The sequence below is a fragment of the Brevibacterium otitidis genome (assembly GCF_042429315.1).
Classification (GTDB): domain Bacteria; phylum Actinomycetota; class Actinomycetes; order Actinomycetales; family Brevibacteriaceae; genus Brevibacterium; species Brevibacterium otitidis.
In genome coordinates this window covers 1-22,917 of sequence record NZ_JBHMAU010000063.1, presented here as the reverse complement: position 1 = coordinate 22,917, position 22,917 = coordinate 1, and the positions used below count along the sequence as shown (strand labels likewise).

22 protein-coding genes and 1 tRNA gene are annotated in these 22,917 nt (G+C 66.9%); 11 read left to right on the top strand and 12 right to left on the bottom strand.

Going from position 1 to position 22,917, the window contains the following annotated elements; translation table 11 throughout:
- Positions 1-392: 392 nt before the first annotated feature.
- The 6 genes from ACFFN1_RS09690 to ACFFN1_RS09665 all read right to left on the bottom strand — a co-directional run bounded on the left by ACFFN1_RS09690 (position 393) and on the right by ACFFN1_RS09665 (position 6,166).
- Positions 393-914 carry a hypothetical protein gene (locus ACFFN1_RS09690; protein WP_376840516.1) on the bottom strand — a complete coding sequence of 174 codons (522 nt, stop codon included), beginning with the start codon at positions 912-914 and terminating at the stop codon, positions 393-395.
- Positions 915-1,077: 163 nt separating this feature from the next.
- Positions 1,078-2,442 carry a 4-aminobutyrate--2-oxoglutarate transaminase gene (gene gabT / locus ACFFN1_RS09685; protein ID WP_376840515.1) on the bottom strand — a complete coding sequence of 455 codons (1,365 nt, stop codon included), beginning with the start codon at positions 2,440-2,442 and terminating at the stop codon, positions 1,078-1,080.
- A 103-nt stretch (positions 2,443-2,545) separates the two neighbouring features.
- Positions 2,546-3,727, bottom strand: a complete 1,182-nt coding sequence (ygfZ, locus tag ACFFN1_RS09680; protein WP_376840514.1) for a CAF17-like 4Fe-4S cluster assembly/insertion protein YgfZ — start codon at positions 3,725-3,727, stop codon at positions 2,546-2,548.
- A gap of 89 nt (positions 3,728-3,816) precedes the next feature.
- Positions 3,817-4,599, bottom strand: coding sequence for a hypothetical protein (locus ACFFN1_RS09675; protein WP_376840513.1), 783 nt, complete (start codon positions 4,597-4,599; stop codon positions 3,817-3,819).
- A gap of 6 nt (positions 4,600-4,605) precedes the next feature.
- Entirely contained in the window at positions 4,606-5,208 is a 603-nt protein-coding gene (locus ACFFN1_RS09670; protein ID WP_376840512.1) for a heme-binding beta-barrel domain-containing protein, read from the bottom strand.
- 169 nt (positions 5,209-5,377) lie between these two features.
- Positions 5,378-6,166, bottom strand: a complete 789-nt coding sequence (locus tag ACFFN1_RS09665) for an ammonia permease (RefSeq protein ID WP_376840511.1) — start codon at positions 6,164-6,166, stop codon at positions 5,378-5,380.
- A gap of 210 nt (positions 6,167-6,376) precedes the next feature.
- Here ACFFN1_RS09665 and mshD point away from each other — a divergent pair, with 210 nt between their 5' ends.
- The 7 genes from mshD (at position 6,377) to pstB (ending at position 15,237) form a co-directional block, all read left to right on the top strand.
- Positions 6,377-7,330, top strand: coding sequence for a mycothiol synthase (gene mshD, locus ACFFN1_RS09660; RefSeq protein ID WP_376840510.1), 954 nt, complete (start codon positions 6,377-6,379; stop codon positions 7,328-7,330).
- Between the two features lies 1 nt (position 7,331).
- Positions 7,332-9,461, top strand: a complete 2,130-nt coding sequence (locus tag ACFFN1_RS09655) for an RNA degradosome polyphosphate kinase (RefSeq protein WP_376840509.1) — start codon at positions 7,332-7,334, stop codon at positions 9,459-9,461.
- Between the two features lie 29 nt (positions 9,462-9,490).
- Positions 9,491-10,465, top strand: coding sequence for an NUDIX hydrolase (locus tag ACFFN1_RS09650; RefSeq protein WP_376840508.1), 975 nt, complete (start codon positions 9,491-9,493; stop codon positions 10,463-10,465).
- Between the two features lie 497 nt (positions 10,466-10,962).
- Positions 10,963-12,066 carry a phosphate ABC transporter substrate-binding protein PstS gene (gene pstS / locus ACFFN1_RS09645; RefSeq protein WP_376840507.1) on the top strand — a complete coding sequence of 368 codons (1,104 nt, stop codon included), beginning with the start codon at positions 10,963-10,965 and terminating at the stop codon, positions 12,064-12,066.
- A gap of 164 nt (positions 12,067-12,230) precedes the next feature.
- The gene (gene pstC, locus ACFFN1_RS09640; protein ID WP_376840506.1) at positions 12,231-13,190 is read left to right on the top strand and encodes a phosphate ABC transporter permease subunit PstC; all 960 of its coding nucleotides are present in this window, start codon (positions 12,231-12,233) and stop codon (positions 13,188-13,190) included.
- A 2-nt stretch (positions 13,191-13,192) separates the two neighbouring features.
- Complete coding sequence (gene pstA / locus ACFFN1_RS09635) at positions 13,193-14,419, top strand: phosphate ABC transporter permease PstA (protein WP_376840505.1); 1,227 nt, start codon at positions 13,193-13,195, stop codon at positions 14,417-14,419.
- Positions 14,420-14,457: 38 nt separating this feature from the next.
- On the top strand, positions 14,458-15,237 hold the full coding sequence (gene pstB, locus ACFFN1_RS09630) for a phosphate ABC transporter ATP-binding protein PstB (RefSeq protein WP_376840504.1): 780 nt from the start codon (positions 14,458-14,460) through the stop codon (positions 15,235-15,237).
- Positions 15,238-15,411: 174 nt separating this feature from the next.
- Here the strand turns inward: pstB and ACFFN1_RS09625 are convergent, their stop codons facing one another.
- The 3 genes from ACFFN1_RS09625 to ACFFN1_RS09615 all read right to left on the bottom strand — a co-directional run bounded on the left by ACFFN1_RS09625 (position 15,412) and on the right by ACFFN1_RS09615 (position 18,030).
- Positions 15,412-16,437, bottom strand: a complete 1,026-nt coding sequence (locus ACFFN1_RS09625) for an inorganic phosphate transporter (RefSeq protein ID WP_376840503.1) — start codon at positions 16,435-16,437, stop codon at positions 15,412-15,414.
- 7 nt (positions 16,438-16,444) lie between these two features.
- Positions 16,445-17,065, bottom strand: a complete 621-nt coding sequence (locus tag ACFFN1_RS09620) for a DUF47 domain-containing protein (protein ID WP_376840502.1) — start codon at positions 17,063-17,065, stop codon at positions 16,445-16,447.
- A gap of 359 nt (positions 17,066-17,424) precedes the next feature.
- Positions 17,425-18,030, bottom strand: coding sequence for a hypothetical protein (locus ACFFN1_RS09615; RefSeq protein WP_376840501.1), 606 nt, complete (start codon positions 18,028-18,030; stop codon positions 17,425-17,427).
- Between the two features lie 83 nt (positions 18,031-18,113).
- On the opposite strand from ACFFN1_RS09615, the gene ACFFN1_RS09610 reads away from it, so the two are divergent.
- The 4 genes from ACFFN1_RS09610 to ACFFN1_RS09595 all read left to right on the top strand — a co-directional run bounded on the left by ACFFN1_RS09610 (position 18,114) and on the right by ACFFN1_RS09595 (position 20,555).
- On the top strand, positions 18,114-19,154 hold the full coding sequence (locus tag ACFFN1_RS09610) for a hypothetical protein (RefSeq protein ID WP_376840500.1): 1,041 nt from the start codon (positions 18,114-18,116) through the stop codon (positions 19,152-19,154).
- Positions 19,155-19,213: 59 nt separating this feature from the next.
- Positions 19,214-19,289 (top strand) — tRNA-Lys (locus tag ACFFN1_RS09605).
- A 301-nt stretch (positions 19,290-19,590) separates the two neighbouring features.
- Positions 19,591-20,205 (top strand): hypothetical protein, encoded by a 615-nt coding sequence (locus tag ACFFN1_RS09600; protein ID WP_376840499.1) that lies wholly within the window; start codon positions 19,591-19,593, stop codon positions 20,203-20,205.
- Positions 20,206-20,234: 29 nt separating this feature from the next.
- The gene (locus tag ACFFN1_RS09595) at positions 20,235-20,555 is read left to right on the top strand and encodes a glutaredoxin family protein (RefSeq protein ID WP_376840498.1); all 321 of its coding nucleotides are present in this window, start codon (positions 20,235-20,237) and stop codon (positions 20,553-20,555) included.
- Positions 20,556-20,698: 143 nt separating this feature from the next.
- On the opposite strand, the gene ACFFN1_RS09590 is transcribed toward ACFFN1_RS09595, so the two are convergent.
- The 3 genes from ACFFN1_RS09590 to ACFFN1_RS09580 are packed head-to-tail and all read right to left on the bottom strand — an operon-like array spanning position 20,699 to position 22,163.
- The gene (locus ACFFN1_RS09590) at positions 20,699-21,220 is read right to left on the bottom strand and encodes a hypothetical protein (RefSeq protein WP_376840497.1); all 522 of its coding nucleotides are present in this window, start codon (positions 21,218-21,220) and stop codon (positions 20,699-20,701) included.
- Entirely contained in the window at positions 21,217-21,858 is a 642-nt protein-coding gene (locus ACFFN1_RS09585; protein WP_376840496.1) for a DNA cytosine methyltransferase, read from the bottom strand. The genes ACFFN1_RS09590 and ACFFN1_RS09585 overlap by 4 nt, the downstream gene beginning before the upstream one ends.
- 53 nt (positions 21,859-21,911) lie before the next feature.
- The gene (locus ACFFN1_RS09580) at positions 21,912-22,163 is read right to left on the bottom strand and encodes a hypothetical protein (protein ID WP_376840495.1); all 252 of its coding nucleotides are present in this window, start codon (positions 22,161-22,163) and stop codon (positions 21,912-21,914) included.
- Positions 22,164-22,917: the final 754 nt, after the last annotated feature.

The window sequence follows — 22,917 nt, the reverse complement described above, 5'->3', positions numbered from 1 at the left end:
CCTTCACCCCAGAAATCCCAGCCGAGACCACCACAATCCTCGACGCCCTCAGACACCACCGACCGAACCAGCGCAAGGGTAACTAAACCTGTGCAACTCAGGTGTACAGCCGTCGCCGTGACTCAACTTGCACCCTCACTGGAACCGACGTGGTCCGGCACACTCGTCCTAATGGCAGCCATGCCGACTTCTACTACTGCCTTTATCCTTTCGCAGCAAGAGGATTCTGATCCCAGCATCGCGTCCAGTATGGTCGCTGTGACATCCATGCTCGGTATGGTGTCGATCCCGCTCACTCTTACGTTCTTGGTGATCTAGCGTTCACCGAACAGACCAATAGCCTACCGTAGCGAAAGTTCACCGCTCCGGCAGAGACGCCGATCACAGGTACTTCAATTCAGTGCGCCACAGCTTTTCGGTTCGGGCGACGCTTTCACCGTGTCAGTGATGCGCAGCTGCAGCCACAGCATCGAGATGAGGATGAGCACCGAGCCGATCGTGTTGACGGCGACGATCGCACCGGGAATCCCCTCAGCCGGGAACGGGAAGCCCCACACAGCCAGAAGACCTGGGCCGATGAGCCCGAGCAGGCGGGCCCGCAGCACGGACTTCCGCGACCCGTCGCGCAGTCCGAGGATCGGGAATCCCGAACGGGCGCGCAGCACGAGGAACAACGCCGGCAGCGCCATGACGGCGATAGCGAAAAACAGGATGTGCTGGGACGGCGCCTGGTCGGCGAACGCGCCGAGCGCCGTGATGTTGCCGACCAGCAGGGCCGTCCAGAACAGGGTCGCCGGGCCCGAGGCGGTGCGCAGCGATGCTGTGCGGATCTCCTCGTGCGTGGGAACCTGGGCGATGTGCTCGGCCTCAGTCGAGGCTGCGGCAGGAACCGGGGAGACGGGGTGGACTGTCATGGGGGATCCTCATTCTCTGGGGTGACAGTGAACCCTCAGTGTAACCTGCGTCACAGCGATCCACCCTGCTGAGCACCTGTGAGCAGGCTGGAAACGCGAAGGCGGCCACCGGGATCCCACCCGGCGGCCGCCTCGGCAGCGGTGAAGCTCAGCTTGGCTCAGCTCACGTGGCTGCCTCGTCGAAGGCGGTTTCGAGCACGTCGAAGGCGTCGGCGAGCAGCTCATCGGAGATCGACAGCGGCGGCAGGAAGCGCAGCACGTTTCCGTAGGTGCCGGTGACGAGCACGAGCACACCGTTCTTCGCGGCATAGTCAGCCACGGCCTTCGCAAGCTCCGGCTTGGGCTCTGCGGTCTGCGCGTCGACGAGCTCAACGGCCTGCATGGCCCCGCGACCGCGGATATCGCCGATCTCCGGGTGGGCCGACTGGATCTTCGTCATGCGGTCGACGATCGTCTCGCCGATCGCGGCCGCCCGCTCGACGAGGCCGTCGTTCTCATAGGCCTCGATCGCACCGAGGGCTGCGGCCACGGCGGTCGGGTTGCCGCCGTAGGTGCCGCCGAGTCCGCCGGCGCCCACCGCGTCCATGATCTCCGCGCGGCCGGTGACAGCCGACAGCGGCAGGCCGCCGGCGATGCCCTTGGCGGTGGTGATGAGGTCGGGCTCGATGCCCTCCCATTCGCTGGCGAACATCTTGCCGGTGCGGCCGAACCCGGCCTGGACCTCATCGGAGATGAAGACGATGCCGTTCTTGTTCGCGTACTCGACCAGTGCCGGCAGGAAGCCTTCGGCCGGGACGATGAAGCCGCCCTCACCCTGGATCGGCTCGATGAGGATCGCTGCGACGTTCTCGGCACCGATCTGCTTGTCGATCATCGTCATGACGCGCTTGGCGGCGTCCTCACCGGAGACCTTGGTGCCGTAGGTGAGGTTGTCGCGGTACGGGTACGACATCGGCGCACGGTAGACCTCGCCGGCCAGCGGGCCGAAGCCGGCCTTGTACGGGTGGGCCTTGGCGGTCAGTGCCATCGTGAGGTTGGTGCGGCCGTGGTAGGCGTGGTCGAAGGCGACGACGGCGTTGCGCTTCGTGTGGGCGCGGGCGATCTTGATGGCGTTCTCGACGGCCTCGGCACCGGAGTTGAACAGCGCCGAGCGCTTCTCGAAGCTGCCGGGGGTCAGGCGGTTGAGCGCCTCGGCGACCTCGACGTAGCCCTCGTAGGGGTTGACCATGAAGCAGGTGTGGGTGAAGGCGCCGAGCTGCTCGGCAGCCCGCTCGACGACGCGCTCGTTGGAGTTGCCGACGGTGGTCACGGCGATGCCGGATCCGAGGTCGATGATCTGATTGCCGTCGATGTCCTTGAGGATGCCGCCACCGGCGGCGACGATGTAGGCCGGGAGGCTGACGCCGACGCCGCCTGCCACGGAGGCCTTGCGACGGGACTCGAGCTCCTGCGACTTGGGTCCGGGGATCTCAGTGACAAGTTTGCGTTCCTGCGGCAGTGCTGCGCCGCCCTTTTCCAAAGTGGTCATATGCGCATCGTAGACCCCGCCGGGGCCTCGGAGCACGTCAGGTACCAGCAGTCGGAACAGCTCTGCTCACGCCGGGCCCGAGGTGTCTGCTGCTCCCGAGATCTCAGCGGGCCCCGGGCAGCCGGCGCGGGTCGATCGCCGGGTTGCGCGGGATCCGCTGCGCGGCCGGGCGGGTGCGGGTCGGGGAGACGATCACCTGGGCGTTGGCGGCCAGCTGCTCCTCGACCCGCTCGCCGTCCCCATCAGCGGCGGCGATCGCGACGGTGAGGGCGGCGTCCTGGGGCAGGCTGCGCTTGATGAGGGCGAGCGCGATCGGCCCGAGCTCCCAGTGCATCGCCGCCGAGGTGATCGTGCCGACGCTGCGCTGGGCGCCGCGCACCTCGGCATAGATCTGCGCCCCGGGCTCAGGCAGGGCGTGGGCGGAGCCGTCGAGGTGGAGGAACACGAGCCGGCGCGGAGGCTGGCCGAGATTGTGGACGCGGGCGACCGCCTCCTGCCCGCGGTAGCAGCCCTTGGCCAGGTGGACGGCTGAGCGCAGCACATCGAGTTCGCTCACCAGCGTGCGGTGGTCGACATCGGCCGGGCCGGGCCGCCAGGCTTCGATGCGCAGCGCTTCATAGGCATCGCGGCCGACGACCTCGATGCCGCTTGCCGCCGGATCCCAGTCGGCGAGTGCGCTAACGGGTGCAACAGCGATGCGCAGGTCAATGAGGTGGCCGGGATGCTGCGGGCTCGGCGTCGGGGTCGCCGGCTCGAGCGCGAGATCCGCGTCGATCGTGGCGTAGGAGGCGGAGCCTGTGCCGATCGCCGGCCACGGGTCGTCGAAGACGAAGGCGGTCGGCAGTCCGGCCGGCGGCTCGCCGATGACGCCGAGGCACTGGAAGTCTGCGGAGCGGTCGGTGAGCTCGATGCGCATCATGAACTTCATCGACTCGAGGAAGGCGATCGTCTCCGTCGGATCGGTCTCGCTCAGCAGCCACAGGGTCTCGCCGTCCTCGTAGAGCTTGAGCCAGTGTTCGATGTGCCCGGTCGGTGAGAGCACGAGGGTCTCAGTCGACTGGCCGGCCTGCAGGGTGTCGAGCTTCTGGCTGGTGAGCGTGTTGAGCCAGGTGAGCCGGTCAGGTCCGGTGAGGCTGAGGACGCTGTAGGAGGACAGGTCGGCGACCGCACGGCCATCGGCCAGGCGGCGCTGTTCGCGCAGCGGGCTGCCGAGGTGGGCGATCTCTTCCTGCCGGTGCCCGTCCCCCATCACGGCGGCTGAGCGGTTGAAGCGCAGAACGTTCACGGCATCTCCTCTGTTCATCGGCGGGCGGTTGGGCCAGACCGGGCACGGCAGGCGGCTGGCTCCACGGTACGCCAGACGCCCGGGGCCGGCTATCCGCCGCGGGTCACCGGTGTGCGGATCTTCTTCAGCTGCTCGTCGAGGTCGTCGAACAGCTCCTCCAGGTCGAGGTCGCCCAGAGCGTCGCCGAGTCCGCTCACCGCTTCGGACAGCAGCCGGTAGAGGTCGCTGTCGGCCAAGGAGCGCATGACGTCGAGCAGCGGGCGCAGCTCATCGGCGGCCTGGGTGAGGGTGTCGTCGAGTTCGTCGATGGCGTCGCGCACCGGCGGCAGCAGTCCGGCGGTGTCGATCTCGTGCACGGTCTGCTGTGCGGCGTCGAAGGATTCGATGGCCGCTGGCGCCCCGTCGAGGACATCGGTGGCCTTGTCGATCGCCTCGCCGAGGTCGTCGATGCTGTCGAACCAGCTGCCCGAGTCCGGCAGAGGACGCAGCTTCTGCTCCCGGAAGTCCACCACCTCGGCGGCGGTGGCCAGCACCGGGCCGGCCTCGGTCAGCAGCGTGTGCATCTCATCGGTGACGGTGCGCACCGCGACGACGGAGTCGCCGATCCGCGGCGTCTGCGCGACGGCCGTCAGGGTCCAGGTGTCCATGCCGGTGCGGGCGGCGGCGAGCTCGTCGAGAGCCGTCTGCAGATGGCGCGGGGCCGCCTCGGGCTCGTCGTAGAGCGCGGCGACGTAGTCATCGGCGGCGTCGGAGGCGTCCTGCAGATGCTGGGCGACGGAGCTGATCCGCACATAGGCGAAGGCTCCCAGTGCCGTGACTGCGAGCAGGATGACCGCGAGGGTGAGGCTCAGGGCCAGAGTGGTGCGGCGCACCGGACCTCAGGTGATCTTCTTGAGGCGGGCGGAGGCGTGGCTGGTGAGCTCGTTGCCGCGGGCAGCCATGTCCCAGGCCCACATGAGTTCGCCGCCGACCAGCCCGTACATGCGGGTCGAGGCCGAGTACTCCTTGGCGGTGCGGGTGCGGGCAACGACATCGGTGCTCAGGTCGATGCGCGGGCCGTTGACGCGGCCGGCGTAGAGCTCCATGATGCCGTGCGGGTGGACGATCGAGACGTCGAGCTCGAAATCGCCCTTGTCATTGCGCAGGCCTTCGACCGCCTCGGCGGTGGTGTAGGGGGTCTCCGCGGTGGGGACCATGTAGCCGGGACCGGAGTCGAAGTCCTGCCGGTCGCGCACGAGCTGCCAGATGCCGGTCTCGACGGAGAGGGTGTCGTCGATCTGGCCGTCCTCATCGAGGGTCCAGGCGTGCGCGTTGTAGAGGAGGTAGGGCACATCGCCGGGGACGGTGAAGTCGACGCGCTGGCCGAACTGGCGTTCCGGTGTGCCCGGATAGCCGACGACGCCTACGCCCTCCCAGGAGCCGATGAGCCACGACAGCGGAACGAGCTCGCGGTGCAGGCTCGCATCGATTTCAATCGCCATAGGCTGCGATCACCGGTTGGTCTTGAACAGGTTGGTGATGACCTTGAGGCCGACACCTGCGGTGCCGAGCGCGGCCAAGACGACGAGGCCGGAGAAGACGAGTTCGAGAGCAGCAAGATTGTCCATGCCCACGATTGTACCCAGTGGCACAGACGGCTGCACTCGCGGCTCAGCGGTAGAGAAGAATCCGTTCGAGCAGGTAGACGACGGTGCCGCCGAGGGCCACCGGGGTGGCGCCGACGGCCAGCTGCACGGCGAAGCGGCGGGCCTTGTCGCGCCGGCGCTCGCGGCGGATGCGCTCGGCCTGGAACTTCGCCACCGCCATGATCGACAGCATCCGGTCGACTGCCGCCACGAGCAGACCCATCGCCCCGCCGAGGATGAGCGAGGCGACGATGGTGACCGAGCCGGAGTGCATGACTGCGGCGACGAGGCCGGCGCCGAGCAGCGCGAGCAGCAGCGCCAGCGGCGAGGTGTAGCGGGCCGGGAAGGGCAGCGCGGTCGCCGATTGGGCGAGGATGATCGCCACGAGTGCGACGACGACGGCCTCACGGTCGCCGGGCACGCTCAGGGCCGCGACCCAACTGGCCGCAGAGAGCACGATGACGAGACCTGCCACCTGGGCTGAGACATTGGCGACCGCATCCGAGGCGTCGACACCGCGGGCCAGGTGCTGCACGAATGCCCACAGCAGGCCGATGCCGGTGATGGTCGGCAGCCATTCGACATAGGGGGCGGAATCCTGCACCCACACTGCCGCCATGCCGCCGAGGCCGAAGAGCAGCAGCATGATGCCGGTCGCCCGCGGCTGCGGCGAGTCAGTCAGCCGCGGCCAGCCGTAGGCGAGCGCGAGGACAAGCACAGCGGCGGCGAGGGCCAGCGGTCCATAGCCGAAGAAGCTGCTGACGCCCAGCCCGACGGCCAGGCCCAGCGCCACGGCAACTCGTATCCATCTCATCAGCAACATTGTGCCGCACCCCGCAGCGATCCGACACTTCGGCCGCCGTCGGCGGATCGTCATCCGGCCGGTGGCATGCCGTGATGCCGCCGCAGGCGGATCGTGAAGCAGCGGCTGGTGCCTCGTTATACTGGCCGCAGAGTTCCCGCAGGCGGCAACCGGCCGTCTGCCGGACAGCAGGAATGTGTCGTCTGGAGGAGAGTGCCCGCCATGGTTCCATCCGCTCCCGAGGCGATGCTCACCGAATCCGCCGGGCTCACTGCCGAGGTGCGCGCCCTGCTGGCTGCGGCCACTGCCGCTGACGGCATCGCCCCGCTCTCCGAGGGGCTGCTGGAGGCTGCGGCCGGGCAGCCGTGGAGCATGCTCGACGTCCGGCTCGGCGAGGAGCTCATCGGCTTCGGCATCGCCGCCGCCCAGGGCGAGCGGGGTGCGCTCGAAGCTGTCATCGCCCCGGATCACCGCGGCCGCGGTTACGGCCGCATGCTCATCGATGCGCTGCTGGAGCGCGCTGGCCACCCGGTGTGGATGTGGTCGCACGGCGATCATCCGGCCGCTGCGGCCATCGCCGCCGCCCACCGCTTCACCCGCTCCCGCGAGCTGCTGCAGCTGCAGACCGGCCCGGTGGCCGAGCTGCAGTTCCCCGACCGACCCATCCCCGAGGGCGTGCGGCTTCGCTCCTTCTCCCCCGGCGACGAAGCCGGCTGGCTGCGCGTCAACAACGCCGCCTTCGACTGGCATCCCGAGCAGGGACGGCAGGAGCTCGCCGATATCCGCGCGATCGTCGAGGCTCCCGGCTTCGACCCCGACTCCGTCATCATCGCCACCCGCACCGGCACCTCGGCGGAGGATGGCACTCCGGCGACCGGCACCTCGGCGGCCGGCGAGGCGATCATCGGCTTCCACCAGACGAAGCTGTCGGCCGACCACCCCTCCGGCCGACGGGTCGGCGAGGTCTATGTCATTGCCACCGACCCGGCCGTCCATGCCCGCGGGGTCGGGCAGGCGCTGACCGTGGCCGGAATGCGCTATCTCATCGGCGCCGGTGCGGAGTTCATCGAACTCTACGTCGAATCCGACAACGCCCCGGCCCGCCGGCTCTACGCGCGCCTGGGCTTCGACCGCGAGATCATGCACGTCAGCTATGCACCACCCGAGGAGGCCTGACGTGTATGACGTCGCCGCCTTCGGCCGGACCCACGATCTGCCGGCCCCAGCCGACCGCTTCCTCGACCGCGAGCTGTCCTGGCTGGCCTTCAACGAACGCGTCCTAGCGCTGGCGGCTGACGCATCGATCCCGCTGCTGGAGCGCGTCAACTTCCTGTCGATCTTCGCCTCGAACCTCGACGAGTTCTTCATGGTCCGCGTCGCCGGGCTCAAACGGCGCATCGCCACCGGCTTGGCAGTCCCCTCGGTCACCGGCGCGCAGCCGCTGGCGGTCATGCGCTCGCTCAGCAGGCACACCCGCGCGCTGCTCGACCGGCATGCCGCACTCTTCACCGAGGTGATCGAACCGGAGCTGAGCGCTGAGGGCATCGCGATCGTGCGCATCGATGAGCTCACCCCCGCCGAGCTCGCCGTCGTCGACGAGATGTTCAGCAGCCAAGTGTTCCCGGTGCTCACCCCGCTGGCGGTCGACCCGGCCCACCCGTTCCCCTATATCTCGGGACTGTCCCTCAACCTCGGCGTGCTGCTGCGCCACCCGCAGACCGGCAGCGAGGTGTTCGCCCGCGTCAAGGTGCCGCAGTCGCTGCCGCGCTTCGTCGACGTCGCCGCCACCCGCACCCAGGGTGTCTCCCCGGCCTCGTCGGCCCGGTTCGTGGCGATGGAGGACATCATCGCCGCCAACCTCGGGCTGCTGTTCGAGGGGATGGAGGTCATCGCCCATTCGGTCTTCCGCGTCACCCGCAATGAGGACCTCGAAGTCGAAGAGGACGATGCCGAGAACCTCCTCAAAGCGCTGGAGAAGGAGCTCACCCGCCGCCGCTTCGGCCCGGCCGTGCGCCTGGAGGTGACCGAGGAGCTGCATCCGCGGGTGCGCCGCATCCTCGTCCAGGAGCTCGAGCTGGAGGAATCGGAGATCTACGCGCTGCCGCGCCCGCTCGATATGCGGGGGCTGAGCGAGCTCGCCTCGATCCCGCGTGAGGATCTGCACTTCCCGCAGGCCGTGCCGGTGATGAACCGCTACCTGTCGCAGGCCGAGACCTCCGACCAGGTCGACATCTTCGAAGCGGTCAAAGAGCGCGACATCCTCCTGCACCACCCCTACGACTCGTTCTCCACGAGCGTGCAGGCCTTCATCGAGCAGGCCGCCAACGACCCGCATGTGCTCGCCATCAAGCAGACCCTCTACCGGACCTCCGGCGACTCCCCCATCGTCGATGCGCTCGTCGATGCCGCCCAGGCCGGCAAGCAGGTGCTCGCCGTCGTCGAGATCAAGGCCCGCTTCGATGAGGAGGCCAACATCACGTGGGCGCGCAAGCTCGAACGCGCCGGCGTCCACGTCGTCTACGGCATCGTCGGGCTCAAAACGCATGCCAAGCTGTGCCTCGTCGTCAGGCAGGAGGCCTCGGGGCTGGCCCGCTACTGCCATGTGGGCACAGGCAACTACCATCCCAAGACCGCCCGGCTGTACGAGGACTTCGGGCTGCTCACCTGCGATCCGGAAGTCGGCCAGGATCTGACGAAGCTGTTCAACCAGCTCTCCGGCTACGCCCCGCAGTCGGAGTACTCCCGGCTGCTCGTCGCCCCCTCCCGGCTGCGCGACGGACTGCTGGAACACATCCACGCCGAGATCGCCCACGCCGAGGCCGGCCGCGCGGCGTCGATCCGGCTGAAGGTCAACTCGATCGTCGATGAGCGCATCATCGACGCCCTCTACCTCGCCAGCCGCGCCGGAGTGCGGGTGCAGCTGTTCGTGCGCGGGATCTGCGCGATCCGCCCCGGCATCCCGGGCCTGTCGGAGAACATCGACGTCCGCTCGATCCTCGGCCGCTATCTGGAGCACTCACGGCTGTTCGTGTTCGGCGGCGGTGGGGACACAGTCGCCTACATCGGCTCCGCCGATCTCATGCACCGCAACCTCGACCGCCGGGTCGAGGCAATCGTGCGGCTGCGCGACCCCGAGCACATCGCCGAGATCGACTCGCTGTTCGACCTCGCCTTCCACTCCCGCACCGGCTCCTTCCACCTCGGCCCCGGCGGCATCTGGACCCGCGAGGTGCCTGCGGAGGATCCGGTCGACTACCAGACCGCCCTGATCCACCGACACCACCGCCGCCGCACCGCAGGCACCTGAGCTGAACGAACCGCGATGAGAGGAAACGCATGAGCCCCACCCCGGTCTCAACGGCCGGCGAGTCCGCACGCCTGAACGCCGATGTGCTGGCCGGAGGCGCGGTGTGCTGGCGGGAGACGCACGCCGGTCTGGAGGTGCTGCTGGTGCACCGGCCCAAGTACAACGACTGGTCCTGGCCGAAGGGCAAGGTCGAGAAGGGCGAGACCCTCCCGGAGTGCGCCGTGCGCGAGGTGGAGGAGGAGACGGGACTCAAGGTCCACCTCGGGCTGCCGCTGCCGCCGGCCCGCTACACGGTGGGCAAGAACCTGCAGAAGCACGTCGCTTACTGGGCCGCCGAGGTCACCGGCGATCCGAAGCTGCAGCCGGAGAACCCCAGCGAGATCGACCAGGTGGCCTGGTTCCCGGTCGCCCGCGCCCGGCAGCAGCTGACGCTGTTCTCCGACAAGGAGCAGCTCGACAAGCTCGAGCTCGCCCGGCAGACCGGTTCGCTGCACGCCTGGCCGCTCATCATCGTCCGGCACGGCAAGGCCTTCCCGCGCGCCAAATGGCATGAGACCGAACACGTGCGGCCGCTGCTGGCAGTCGGCACCAGGCAGGCGATGGCGCTCACGAGCCTGCTCGGATGCTGGGATCTCCAACAGCTCGTGTCCAGCCCGTGGAAGCGCTGCGTGGCAACCCTCAAACCTGTGGCGGCGGCCACCGGCTTCCGGATCAAGCGCGTGAACTCGCTGTCGGAGAAGGGCAACGCCGACGCCCCGAAGAAGACGCTCAAAGCGCTGACGAAGCTGCTGCACAAGGGCCGGGCGGTGGCGGTGTGCACGCACCGGCCGGTGCTGCCGACGGTGCTCGCCTTCATCGCCGAGCACGCTCCCAAGCGCCTGGCCGATCATCTGCCGGGCAAGGATCCGTATATGAATCCCGGCGAGATCCTCATCGCCTATGTGCGTCCCGGCGAGGTGCCGCGCATCGTCGAGCTCGAGCGCTTCCGCCCGATCGACACCTGAGCTGCGCGGCGCTTGGTCATCGGCCCGCGCATGGCTGCGCCGCACTGCCACACCGCACTGGGTCATTGCGCTTTCTTGACACCGGCCGGGGCCGGCTCAAGCGGCTGCGACCCAGGTCAGCACGCCGCCAACCGTTCCCGAGGCGGTCGCTCACGACCGTCAGGAAGGGGGTGCCGCACCCGCCGGGCGGGGTTCTCCTGCGCCCGGCCGGCAGGGCCGCTCGCGCCCGGCAGGACGGGGCCTCCCGCACCTGGCAGCAGGGGCTCCCGCACCTGGCAGCAGTGGCGCCGACCACCTCGGGAGCGGCGCCCGGGACGCGATTGTGAACCGAGTCACCGGCTTTATCAAACCGTGAGCGAATAAGCACCAACTTATGAGCACGTTAACGATCTATTCACCTTTCAACCGCCTTGCGGACACTGACCACTCGTAGCTTTGAGACTGCACGCGGGGCGAGAAATGTGAACGCCCTACCTCTTATAGCGAAAGGCAACCCTGTGAAACTTAACCGCTTTGCTCCTGCGGCCATCCTCGCAGCCGGTGCGCTCAGCCTCTCGGCCTGTGGCGGCTCGTCGGCAACCGGCGAAGAAGGCAACGGCGGCGGTGGCGGCGGCGACGTCTCGGGCACCCTCACCGGTATCGGCGCTTCCTCGCAGAAGGCCGCCATGGACGCCTGGATCGCCGACTTCACCAGCGAAAACTCCGACGCACAGGTGCAGTACTCCCCGGACGGCTCCGGCGCTGGCCGTGAGCAGTTCCTGGGCGGCAGCGCACAGTTCGCCGGTTCGGACGCCTACCTCGATGATGAAGAAGTCGAGGCTGCCAAGGATGTCTGCGGACCTGAAGGTGCTTTCGAGTTCCCGGTCTACATCTCCCCGATCGCTCTCGCCTACAACCTTGAGGGCGTCGACGAAGTGAAGCTCTCGGCTGAGAACATCGCCAAGATCTTCAAGGGCGAGATCACCAAGTGGAACGATGAGGCCATCGCCTCCGAGAACGAGGGCGTTGAGCTCCCGGACATGCAGATCACCCCGGTGCACCGCTCGGATGACTCCGGCACCACCGAGAACTTCACCGAGTACCTCGACGCTGCCGCTGGCGACGCCTGGGGCGCAGAGCCTGAGGATGCCTTCCCGTCTGACTTCGGCGGCGAAGCCGCTCAGGGCACCGACGGTGTCGTCCAGACCGTCAGCGACACCGAGGGCGCCATCGGCTACGCCGACGCCTCGGCTGTCGGCGACCTGGGCACCGTCCACGTCAAGGTCGGCGACGAGTACGTCGAGTACACCCCGGAAGCTGCCGCCAAGGTCGTTGACTCCTCCAAGCCGGCTGAGGGACGCGGCGACGGTGACCTCGCAATCGACATCGAGCGCGACACCACCGAGTCCGGCGCCTACCCGATCGTCCTCGTGTCGTACCACCTCGTGTGCTCGACCTACCAGGACCAGGAGACAGTTGATCTCGTCAAGGCCTGGGAAAAGTTCGTGGTCTCGGAAGAGGGCCAGCAGTCCGCCGCTGACTCGGCAGGCTCCGCTCCGATCTCCGAGGACATGCGCGGACAGATCACCGAGATCATCGACATGATCGAGGTCGCATCCTGATCTCATCAGGAAACTGCCTGACAGCAGTTGACGTATCCTGAGGCGGTGTGCTGCGGACACGGTTCTGCAGCACACCGCTTCGGCGGGTTCAAGCCCCTGTGCAGATGAGCCCGACTCCCACATCCACATCCCACCCTCGCAGACTTCTTCACTGAGGAGACCTCTTGGCCACCACCGCCCCGGAGAAGACACCCCCGGCGTCACCGCCGAAGGCCGTTGTCCGCGTCGGCGATGCAGTGTTCTCGGCAGCAACTCTGGCCGCCGGCATCGTGATCCTGCTCATCCTTGCTGGCGTCGCCCTGTTCCTGCTCTTCCAGTCCTGGCCGGTCATCCGAACACAGACGACCGACCCGAGCTCCATCAGCGGAGGCGGCTTCTTCGCCTATGTGTGGCCGCTCATCGTCGGCACCCTCGTCTCCGCGTTCATCGCACTCATCGTGGCCACGCCGTTCGCGCTCGGCATCGCGCTGTTCACCACGCACATGGCACCGCGCAAGCTGGCCCCCGTGCTCGGCTACGTCATCGACCTGCTGGCCGCGATCCCATCGGTCGTCTACGGCCTGTGGGGTCTGATTCTGGCCGGCCACCTCGTGCCGATCTACTCCTGGCTGGCGAAGTACCTCGGCTGGATTCCGATCTTCGCCCCCGCCGCTGACGGCGGCATCTCGCAGACTGGCCGCACCATGCTCACCGCCTCGCTCGTGCTGGCGATCATGATCCTGCCGATCATCACCTCCCTCATCCGCGAGGTGCTCCTGCAGACTCCGCGCCTGCAGGAGGAGGCTGCCCTCGCACTGGGCGCCACCCGCTGGGAGATGATCAGCATGGCGGTGCTGCCCTTCGGCACCTCCGGCATCGCCTCGGCGATCATGCTCGGCCTCGGCCGTGCGCTCGGTGAGACCATGGCAGTGGCGATGATCCTGTCCTCGGGTCTCCTGACCGCCTCGCTCGTGGTGGCAGGCAACCAGACGATCGCCTCGGAGATCGCCCAGAACTTCCCTGAGGCAGCCGGCCTGCGCCTGTCCGAGCTCATCTCGGTCGGCCTCGTGCTGTTCATCATCACGCTCATCGTCAACATGGCCGCCCGCGCCATCGTGGCCAAGACCTCGGTGAAGGGAAGCTGATCATGCAGAAGTCGAATCTCCCATCGCAGCCCGAAGCCCAGCAGTCTCAGGCCCAGCAGCCAGCAGAGGGCGGCTCGGCGCCGCGCTCGGCTCAGAAGAAGAACAAGAAGAACCTCTCCGTTGCGCTGAAGTCCAAGCAGCTGCCCAAGTGGGCCCCCTGGGGAGTCGCCGCGGCGTCCATCGTCGTCGCCATCGCCCTGACCTTCCTGTTCCTCGGCGGTTTCAACGTCGCACTGGCAGCAGCGCTCGCCGGTGTCATCAACCTCGCCGTCATCTTCGGCTGGTCCTTCTCCGTCGAAGGTCAGCGCAAGGCTGTCGACCGCGTCGCCACTACGCTGGTGACCTCGGCCTTCGCCGTCGCCTGTATCCCGCTCGTGTCCCTGCTGTGGACCGCCCTCGAACGCGGCGGCCCGGTGCTCATCGAGCACCCTTCGGTGCTCAACCGCACGATGCAGGGTATGAAGGGCGTCCTCGACCAGGACTACGTCGCAGGCGAGACCGGCCTGGCCGGCGGCTTCTACCACGCCATCGTCGGCACCGTCCTCATCACGCTCGCCTCGTGTGTCATCTCGATTCCGATCGGTGTGCTCACGGCTATTTACCTCGTGGAGTACGGCGGCAAGAACGCCCTGGCGCGCGGCATCACCTTCCTCGTCGACGTCATGACCGGCATTCCGTCGATCGTCGCTGGTCTGTTCGCATTCTCGCTGTTCGGCACCATCTTCAGCCTCGTCAACCCCGGAGCGGTCGGATCCGCCAAGACCGGTATCGCCGCAGCCGTGGCACTGTCGGTGCTCATGATCCCGGTCGTGGTCCGCAACACCGAGGAGATCCTGCGCCTCGTGCCGATGGATCTGCGCGAGGCGACCTACGCGCTCGGCGTGCCGAAGTGGAAGACGATCGTGCGCATCGTCCTGCCGACGGCGATCTCGGGCATCCTGTCCGGCATCACCATCGCCATCGCGCGTGTCATCGGTGAGACCGCACCGATCATGGTGACCGCAGGCTTCGCCAAGAACCTCAACTGGGACCTGTTCTCCGGTTGGATGTCGACACTGCCCACCTACATCTATGACTCGCAGATGCGCCCGGTCTCCCCGGGTGTGGCAGCCGCGGCGTCGAGTGAGCGTGCCTGGGCCGCAGCCCTCATACTCATCATCATCGTCATGGTGCTCAACCTCATCGCACGCATCATCGCCAAGGCCCTCGCCCCCAAGGCCGGACGCTGACAGCTGCTCGGCAGCTGAGAGAAAGGGAAAACGAACGTATGTCCAAGCAGATCGACATCGAAGATCTCAACATCTACTACGGTGACTTCCGCGCCGTCGAGGGCGTCAGCATGAAGATCGAGCCGCGCTCGGTCACCGCCTTCATCGGCCCGTCCGGCTGTGGCAAGTCGACCGTGCTGCGCACCCTCAACCGGATGCACGAAGTCATCCCGGGCGCCTGGACCCAGGGCAAGGTGCTCATGGACGGCCAGGACATCTACGGACCGGGCGTCGACCCGGTCAACGTCCGCCGCGAGGTCGGCATGGTCTTCCAGCGCGCCAATCCGTTCCCCACGATGAGCATCAAGGAGAACGTGCTCGCAGGTGTGCGGCTGAACAACCGCCGCATCTCGAAGTCCGACGCCGACGACCTCGCCGAGCGCGCCCTGCGCGGAGCGAACCTGTGGAACGAGGTCAAGGACCGTCTCAACCTGCCCGGCTCGGGCCTGTCCGGTGGTCAGCAGCAGCGTCTGTGCATCGCGCGTGCGATCGCCGTGCAGCCCGAGGTGCTGCTCATGGACGAGCCGTGCTCGGCGCTCGACCCGATCTCGACGCTGGCGATCGAGGACCTCATCAACGAGCTCAAGGATGAGTACACCGTCGTCATCGTCACCCACAACATGCAGCAGGCCGCCCGCGTGTCCAACCGCACGGCGTTCTTCAACATCGCCGGCACCGGCAAGCCCGGCAAGCTCATCGAGTTCAACGACACCAACGTCATCTTCTCGAACCCGGACAAGGAAGAGACCCAGAACTACGTCTCCGGCCGCTTCGGCTGATCCGCGATCCGCAGGTCTCCTCCCCCGCACTCAGACGATCGTTCCCGAGGTGGTGCCCACCGCCTCGGGAACGGTCGTCTTGGCGTATGGTCCCGGCGGGTGCGTGTGGTCCCGGCTGCGTGCGATCCCAGCTCCGTGTGGTCCCGGCGGCTGCGGGATGTCAGTGCGCGCGGATCAGTGCAGCAGGTACAGCGGCACGGCGGCTGCCGCGCCGAGCAGGCCGGTGATGAACAGGGCGGTGGCGGCGACGGCGACGACCGGGATGAGGAAGCGGCCGCGCACGTGGGGCCGGGGTGTGCCGAGCTCGGTGCCGATGTTGGAGGCGATGACGAGGTAGCTCATCGAGACCGGCAGGCGCAGCAGGAAGGCGGCGACGAAGAGGAAGCCGGCGGAGACGGCATCGGCGACGGTGGCCTTGACCGGCTCACCCATGGTGACCATGCGGACGCTGACGGTGCGCACCATCCGCCAGCCGCTGAAGAAGGTGCCCAGGCCCAGGGCGACGGCGATGAGGATGCGGACCGGCCAGTCGATGCCGAGCTCGTCGTGGCTGATCCCGGCCGGGTCGGTGTGGGCGAGGATCGCGATCATCATGACGACGCCGAACTTCTGCGCGTCCTGCACGCCGTGGGCCAGGCCGAGGGAGGCGGAGAGCACGTTGTTGGCGAACCGGCTGTGGCGGAACAGCGGCTTGGGCGCGTGGCTGGCCAGGACGCGGGTGGTGATGCGGCTGGCGGCGTAGGCGATGACGAGCGCGACGACCGGGAGCAGGAAGACCGGGGCGATGAGCGTCCAGAACACCAGGCCCGCGTCGGTGACGACCCCGAAGACCAGGGCTGCGCCGATGATGCCGCCGAACAGGCAGTGAGTCGAGGACACCGGCACGGCCACCAGGTAGGTGGTGATGTTCCAGACGAGGGCGGCGAACACCCCGGCCGCGAGCACGAGCAGGACGGTGTTCTCCACCGGCGGGAACTCGACCAGGGCCACGGCGACGCTTTCGGCCACACCCTGGCTGAGCAGAGCCCCGATGAAGTTGAACACCGCCGCGACAATGAGTGCCAGGCGCGGGTGGACGGAACTGGAGGCCACGGCATTGCCGACGGACAGGCCGGCGTCGTGGAAGCCGTTGATGAAGGCGTAGCCGATGGTGAGGACGATGACGACGGTGAACAGCACGTCGGAGGAGACGAGATCCACGTGAGGCCTAGGATTCCTTGAGCGCGATGGCAGCGGCGATGCGGCCGATGTCCTTGAAGGACGCCGAGGCCTGGGTGAAGGCGAAGGCCAGCTGCATCGAGGCCGCGGTGTAGGTCAGGCCGCGGCGCGACAGCGGCACGGCGTCGGCGATCGACTGGCTCAAGGAGATGGCGCGCAGGTGCAGGCGGTCCATCGTCTCGACGTAGTCCCACTGGTCGTAGTGGCCCTGCAGCCGGCGGGTCATGCGCAGCGTCTGGTCGGACTGGTTCGACAGCACGGCGAGCATCTCCAGCACACCGGCCGGCAGCTCGTCGAAGACCTGAGAGGTCATCGCGAAGCTGATGGACTCCAGTTGGTAGCAGACCTCGCGCAGGCGGTCGGCGAGGGCGAAGATGTCGCCGCGGTCGAGCGGGGTGATGTAGTTCTCGCGCAGCTGCCGGGTGATCGCCCCGAGTGCGGCGTCGGCCTGGTCGGTCAGTTCCTGCATGCGGGCGCCGGCCTGCTGGCGGGCGTCAGCTGGGATGCCGGAGAGTTCGGCGAGGACGAGGTTGCAGCCCTGGATGAGCTCGGCGAGCTCGGTGCAGCGGGCGAAGAGCTGGGTATCCTGCGGTGTCCGTCTCAGGCGCACGCCGTCCTCCGGTGTCTGTTTCAGCGGGATCGTAGGGTGAGGGCCGGCAGCAGGACACGGGAGGACCGGTTGGTGCCGAAGTGTGGCGGTGCCGGACCGAGAGCGCCTCTCGGCGAGTGGCCGCTCGAAGCGGCAGATGTTGGAGCCCGGGGCTTCAGCGATCCGGCACCGTGCGCCCAGGATACAAGCTCGACCTGAATTGCCCAACCGGGGTGGCTCCCGGCGCGGACCCCGGCGCGACACATGCCCGGCAGGAGGTTGGGCGCCTGCTCTGCAGAAGACCGCCGGCGGAGTCACTGGTGAGAAGATTGCACGTTCTCTGCAGTATTCAGCGCTCTCGATTCTGCACGTGGCGTCGATCAGTCGAGGCGGCCCTGGGTGTAGGCCCGTGCAGCGGTGGCGAGGTCGTCTGCGAGGCGCTCGAAACCCTCCGCGCCCGAGGTGTCGGCAGGGTTCTCGACCCGACGTCCCCGGGCGGTGACGGTGACGAAGGCTGCGGCCCGGGCCAGGGCGATGGCGTAGTCGCCGCGGAAGGCACCGGCGAGGATTTCATCGGCGGCCCGAGCGACCTCGTCGGGACCCGGCGGGGAAGCGATGCCGGCGACCACCTCGGGAGCGGTGCGGCCGTCCCGGCCGGAGGAGAACCAATCAGCGGCCTGGCCGGGTGAGCGGCGGATCCACTCGCGGACCGCGTAGAGCCGCCACAGCGAACCGGGCAGGCTGACAGGCGGGGCGCTGGCCCACACCTCGGCGATGGATTCCAGCCCGAACTCTTCAGCTAAGTGGACGAAGCGGGCGGTGGCGGCGTCGTCGCGGTCGGGATCGGTGCTGGAGTCGCGGTGCGGGGAGATGAGCCGGGCAGCCGTCGAGTGCGCGAGCTCGGTGCGCGCGGCAGGGTCAGGGGCGGTGTCGAGCGGATCCATATCCGGCATCGGCACGGGCTTGTGAAAACGAGGCTGTGGCACGCCGCCCAGTCTACGCCTGCAGGCAAGGCGCCCTGCCTCTTCACCCTCACCGGCCTCCCAGCCAGCGGGCATAGAATGAGGCCATGGCCAACAGTGCGAAAGTCCAGACCGGCCTCAAGACTGCCACCAAGTTCGCGTTCACCAAGGACGGCGAGCTCAAGCCGCACGCCGAGGGCACCGTGCGCCGGCTGCTTGCCGTGCAGCGTCCTGCCGTGCTCGCGTATCTGCGGATGCTGCGGCGCAAGCACCCGGACGCCTCCCCGGCGGAGATCGCCGACATCGTCCGCAAGCACTACCTGTGGGCCGCCACCGGCGGGGGTGCTGCAGTCGGCGCGACTGCCGTGGTGCCCGGGCTCGGGACGCTGGCTGCCGCTGGTGTCGCAGCCGTGGAGACGGCCGGGTTCCTCGAAGCCTCGGCACTGTATGCGCAGGCGATCACCGAACTGCACGGGCTGCCGGTGCGCGATCCGCAGCGGGCGAACGCCCTCGTGATGGGGCTCATGCTCGGCAACGCCGGCAAAGACCTGGTGAAGAAGTTCTCCGCGCAGGCCGCAGGTGACGGCCCGGCGCTGACCTCGCATTGGGGGCCGATGGTCGCCAAGCAGATCCCAGCGCAGATGATGGACACGCTGACGAAGCGGATGCGCAAGACGATGATGCGCAAGTACGCGGCGCGCACCGGCGGTTCGCTCGTCGGCCGGCTCATGCCATTCGGCGTCGGCGCCGTCATCGGCGGTGTCGTCAACCACCAGATGGCGCGGACCGTCATCCGGCATTCGCAGTCGGCCTTCGATCCGTTCCCCGGCGGCTTCAGCCCGGATCTCGACCCGAAGGTCAGCACGCCCAAGGCCGATGCCGACCTCATGGGCGGGCTCAAGCACCTCATCCGGCTGCTGCAGCTGCGCAAGTCGAAGGGCGAGGTCATCCCCGGTGAGGTCATCGACCCGGTGAGTGCCGACAACGAGATCGTCGTCCACGACGGTTCGGACAACGGCGACGGTGAGGCACCGCGGACCTACGAGACCGGCGGCACCGGTTCCGGCAGCCGGTGGGGTAAGAAGAAGGACAGGAAGGCCGGGAAGAAGCGCGGCTTCAAGCTCTGGGACGCTGACCCGCGACTCTGACCGTCAACGACCTGCCCTGAGTTGGGCACCGGCCTGGTAGCAGACTACAATCATTCTGCGGGCCTCTAGCTCAGTTGGTAGAGCAACGGACTTTTAATCCGTGGGTCGTGGGTTCGAGCCCCACGGGGCCCACCATATGCCCAGGTCAGGGTGCATTTACAGGTAGGGCACCGGCCGGTCGATACCCGGCAATTGACAGTTATTCGACACTTTCCCAGGGAATCGACGGGAAAGTTGAGCGTTCTCACCCACTCGATCCGCCTCGATTTTTTAACGCAGCGGGGCGGATTTTTAATGCCCGCAGCAGCCGAATCACACCCGCTGCTGCGCATACTCCTGACTCCGAACTGAGGCTGTGGCGCACTGCGCGGCATAGAAGCTCTCGAAGGGCCCCGCACACATGCAGGGCACCGAGAACCTCTAGCCAGGAGCCGTTATGACCTCTCGCATCCGGGCCCCGCGCGGGACTCCCGAAGGCGGTCAGTTCGTCGCCAACCGCGAAGCGGAGCCAGAGCTCACGCCCAGCTCCCAGACCTACGACCTCTCCCCCGAGGCGCTGGCCGACAGCCTCCTGTCCGAACACACCGCCCCGCAGCCGGTCCATCCTGGTGCCTTCGCAGACCCGGAGCAGGCAGCTGCCAGCCAGCAGGCGATCTCTGCCGTGCTCGCCGCACGCCACCCCAGCCCCGATGACGAACACGTGCCGAACCTGGCGCTGAGCACCCACGAGGAAGCACGCGCCCAGCTGCGCGAAGTGCTGCCGAATCTCGATGACGACGAGTTCGAATACCGAGGCTCCCGCATCGAACTCGCCCACGCCCGCAGCGTTCTGTTCAGTCAGCCCGATGCCGAGCGCCTCGTTGCCGACCTCAGGCCCTCTGAGCAGATCCTCGGCATCTACACCATCGACGGCTATGACCAGGACCCCGCAGAGCTCTCACCAGCTGAGCGTGAGGCCTACGCCGCCCGTCTGGCCCGAGCATGGTCCCAGTCCTACCGCAACGCCACCGCCGAAGCGATCCTGGCCAACGACAAGCACACCACTACCTGAACACAGCCCGCCTACGAAGGAGCACACTCATGACCGCCACCGTCACCGCCATCAAGAGCCATTCGACCACCGACATCGTCGTCTACACCGCACCTGACTGCCCGAACTGCGTGCGCACCAAGAACTATCTGATATCGAAGGGCATCGGCTTCCTGGAGGTGGACATCACCACCGACGCCGCCGCCGTATCAGGACGTTCTCAATGCGCCGCCTGCCCGCGATCGGCCAGACCGGTCCCCGCTGCCGGTGATCGCTCGTGTCGTCTGGGAGAAAGACGGAACCGAGTACGTTCGCAGGCTGGCCACCCGCTGGGACCCGGTGGATGCTGCAGTGTTCGTCCGGCTCGATGACCCGCGGTGCCGGTTCGTCGGAGTCTGGCTCAAGCGAGACGATGTAGAAGTGGTCGAGCCAGGCGGCAGAACCACAGCGTAGAGAAACCCCACCGACCCCTGTCTGCGAACTGGGATCGATGGGGTTTCTCAACGGCATCGGCTTAGATTCTCGGGAAGCGGCGCTTCTCGTCGAACGGTTCGACCTCGAACATGTCTACCCCGCGAGCCTTCAGCCCTTCAAGCACACGTTCGCTGACGATCCACGCATAGCTGTGAGCCTTCTCTCGCCAGGCATACGAACTGATCTCGCTCGTCCCCTCGGTGTTCTCAGCGAATCCGACGTAGCCCTCGACTCGCCCTTCGTTCACGCTGAAGAGGTCAACATCGAACGTTGAGCATCCCGTCACACCGAGTTCAGCCACTGCGTCGGCAAAGCGCTGGGACACAAGCGTCGGAGGGCCACCCCAGAGGATATCGCCGCGGCGCTTGCCGCGACTATCGGTATTGCGCTCAAACCATACAGGAAACGGAATCTCATCGAGCTTCCCGTCAGCTATGACATCGAACACCTCTCGCCCATCCTCAAGCGTCGGAGAGCCCAGGTCCGGACGGCCCTCCCATGTCGTATGAATCCAGAAGTCCCGCTGAGAACTCAGCGGCATGATTTCATACCATGTAGTCACATTAGCTCCTTTGCACGATGTGTCTTCAAGGTCTTGTCGTTGTGGACCCATTCCAGCCAGTCCGGGCGCAGCGCGGAGGCTTCAGCGCTCGACTCCGGCGGGTGCTGTGTTCCTACGACGAACAGGCGCGGGCGTGACTGAGGAACGAACAGGCGTGCATCGATCGCCAGCACGTCGGCCGAATAGCCGAGCTGGTTGAAAGCCCGAATCGCTGCGGTCAGATCGTCGCCGCCGTGCGAGGAAGCCAAGCCGGTGACGTTTTCAAGGACGACGGTCTCAGGCCGGGCGTCGCCAAGTTCGTCAAGCAGCCGGATGAACTGCCAGAAAGTTGAGGACTGGGTGCCGGCAAATCCAGCACGGCCACCAGCGAGCGAGAGGTCCGTGCAGGGCGAGGAGGCCCAGGCCGGTGCGGGATCCGCTGGCAGGTCGCTGACCTTGACGTCTGCGATGTCGCCGAGATGGAAAGGGTGCTCGGTGCCGAACTCGGCGTCGTACATCGCCTTTTTGCTCGGCTCGAAGTCGTTTGCCCATGCCACCGAGAATCCGGCAGCCTCAAGACCGCGCCGAGCCAGACCGATGCCGGCGAAAAACTCCAGCACTTTCGGGCGTGCTGAGCGAAGCGGGATGACGATGTCCATGGTTTCGATACTACCGGCCGGCACGGACGTGACCATGGCTGGAGCCCGCTGAGTCAGTCGGGGAGAGAAAGCCCGTTGCTGCTTTCCAGCGAGACGAGGAGGAAGATCGCAAGCTCCATCGCCTGCACCTCATCGACGCCGTATATCTCCTTGTCGATGTCTTCGCTTAAACCGTGGGAGCGGATGATCGACAGCCACTCTGAGTCAGGTTCAGGCCGAGCCCTGCGTGGCCACGAGACACAGATGTGAACTCGTTTCCCGTCGATCGGTTCATATACCCGGGTTAGCCAGCCGCGCTCAGTCATCCTTTTGCCCTTGCCAAGCAAGCTGCGTACTTCGCCTTCATGGCAGTCCAACATGCTCCCCTGGCCTTAACGCCCTTGATTCGACGGCACTTCGCTGCATCCCGGTCATGCTGGCTGTCGCAGTCTCGCCTCGTGTGCATTGGAACTGGGGCAGCAGCGATTCCACAGAGACTTCCTGCTGATATGTGCATGTTGCTGGTTGTGAGCCTGGACATGCCGGCTTCAATGTGCCCTGCGCTGGATGCTGCACGATTCGCAGCTGGCGGATGGGCAGACGAGGACTGCACCCGATGGTCTTCGTGGGCGGAGGGTGGCGCAGCAGTTGCCGGGGCAAGCCCGAATGTCAGAGCGAAGATGATTGCGGTGGAGGTGGTCATGAGGCTAGTGCGGAGAGGGGGCCTGCGGTGTTTCGTAGCAGTCGTCATGCTCTCAATTTAGGCCAGTGAATCTGAACTTTAGCGGCTCTTCAGAGTTGAGTGTGGGCACGCTGATCGGGCAGGGGTGCTGGGGATAAGTATCGAGGTCCCTGATGATGAGTGGACTTTAACCCCCGCTGATCTCAAGGACCTCGATAATGCCTAATTCTACGTGCCCCTGCGCTGTTGCTCTGGATCGCTGTGCCAGGTGTGACGTCCTGCTCGGATTGCCTGACCTGACTTCCACAATTTTTGGGGTTTTCTTTGTGTCTGGAACTGTTTGTGCTGGTCAGCGTGTTGTGCGGTTCGCTCGTGGGTAACTACATGGGTGTCTGGAA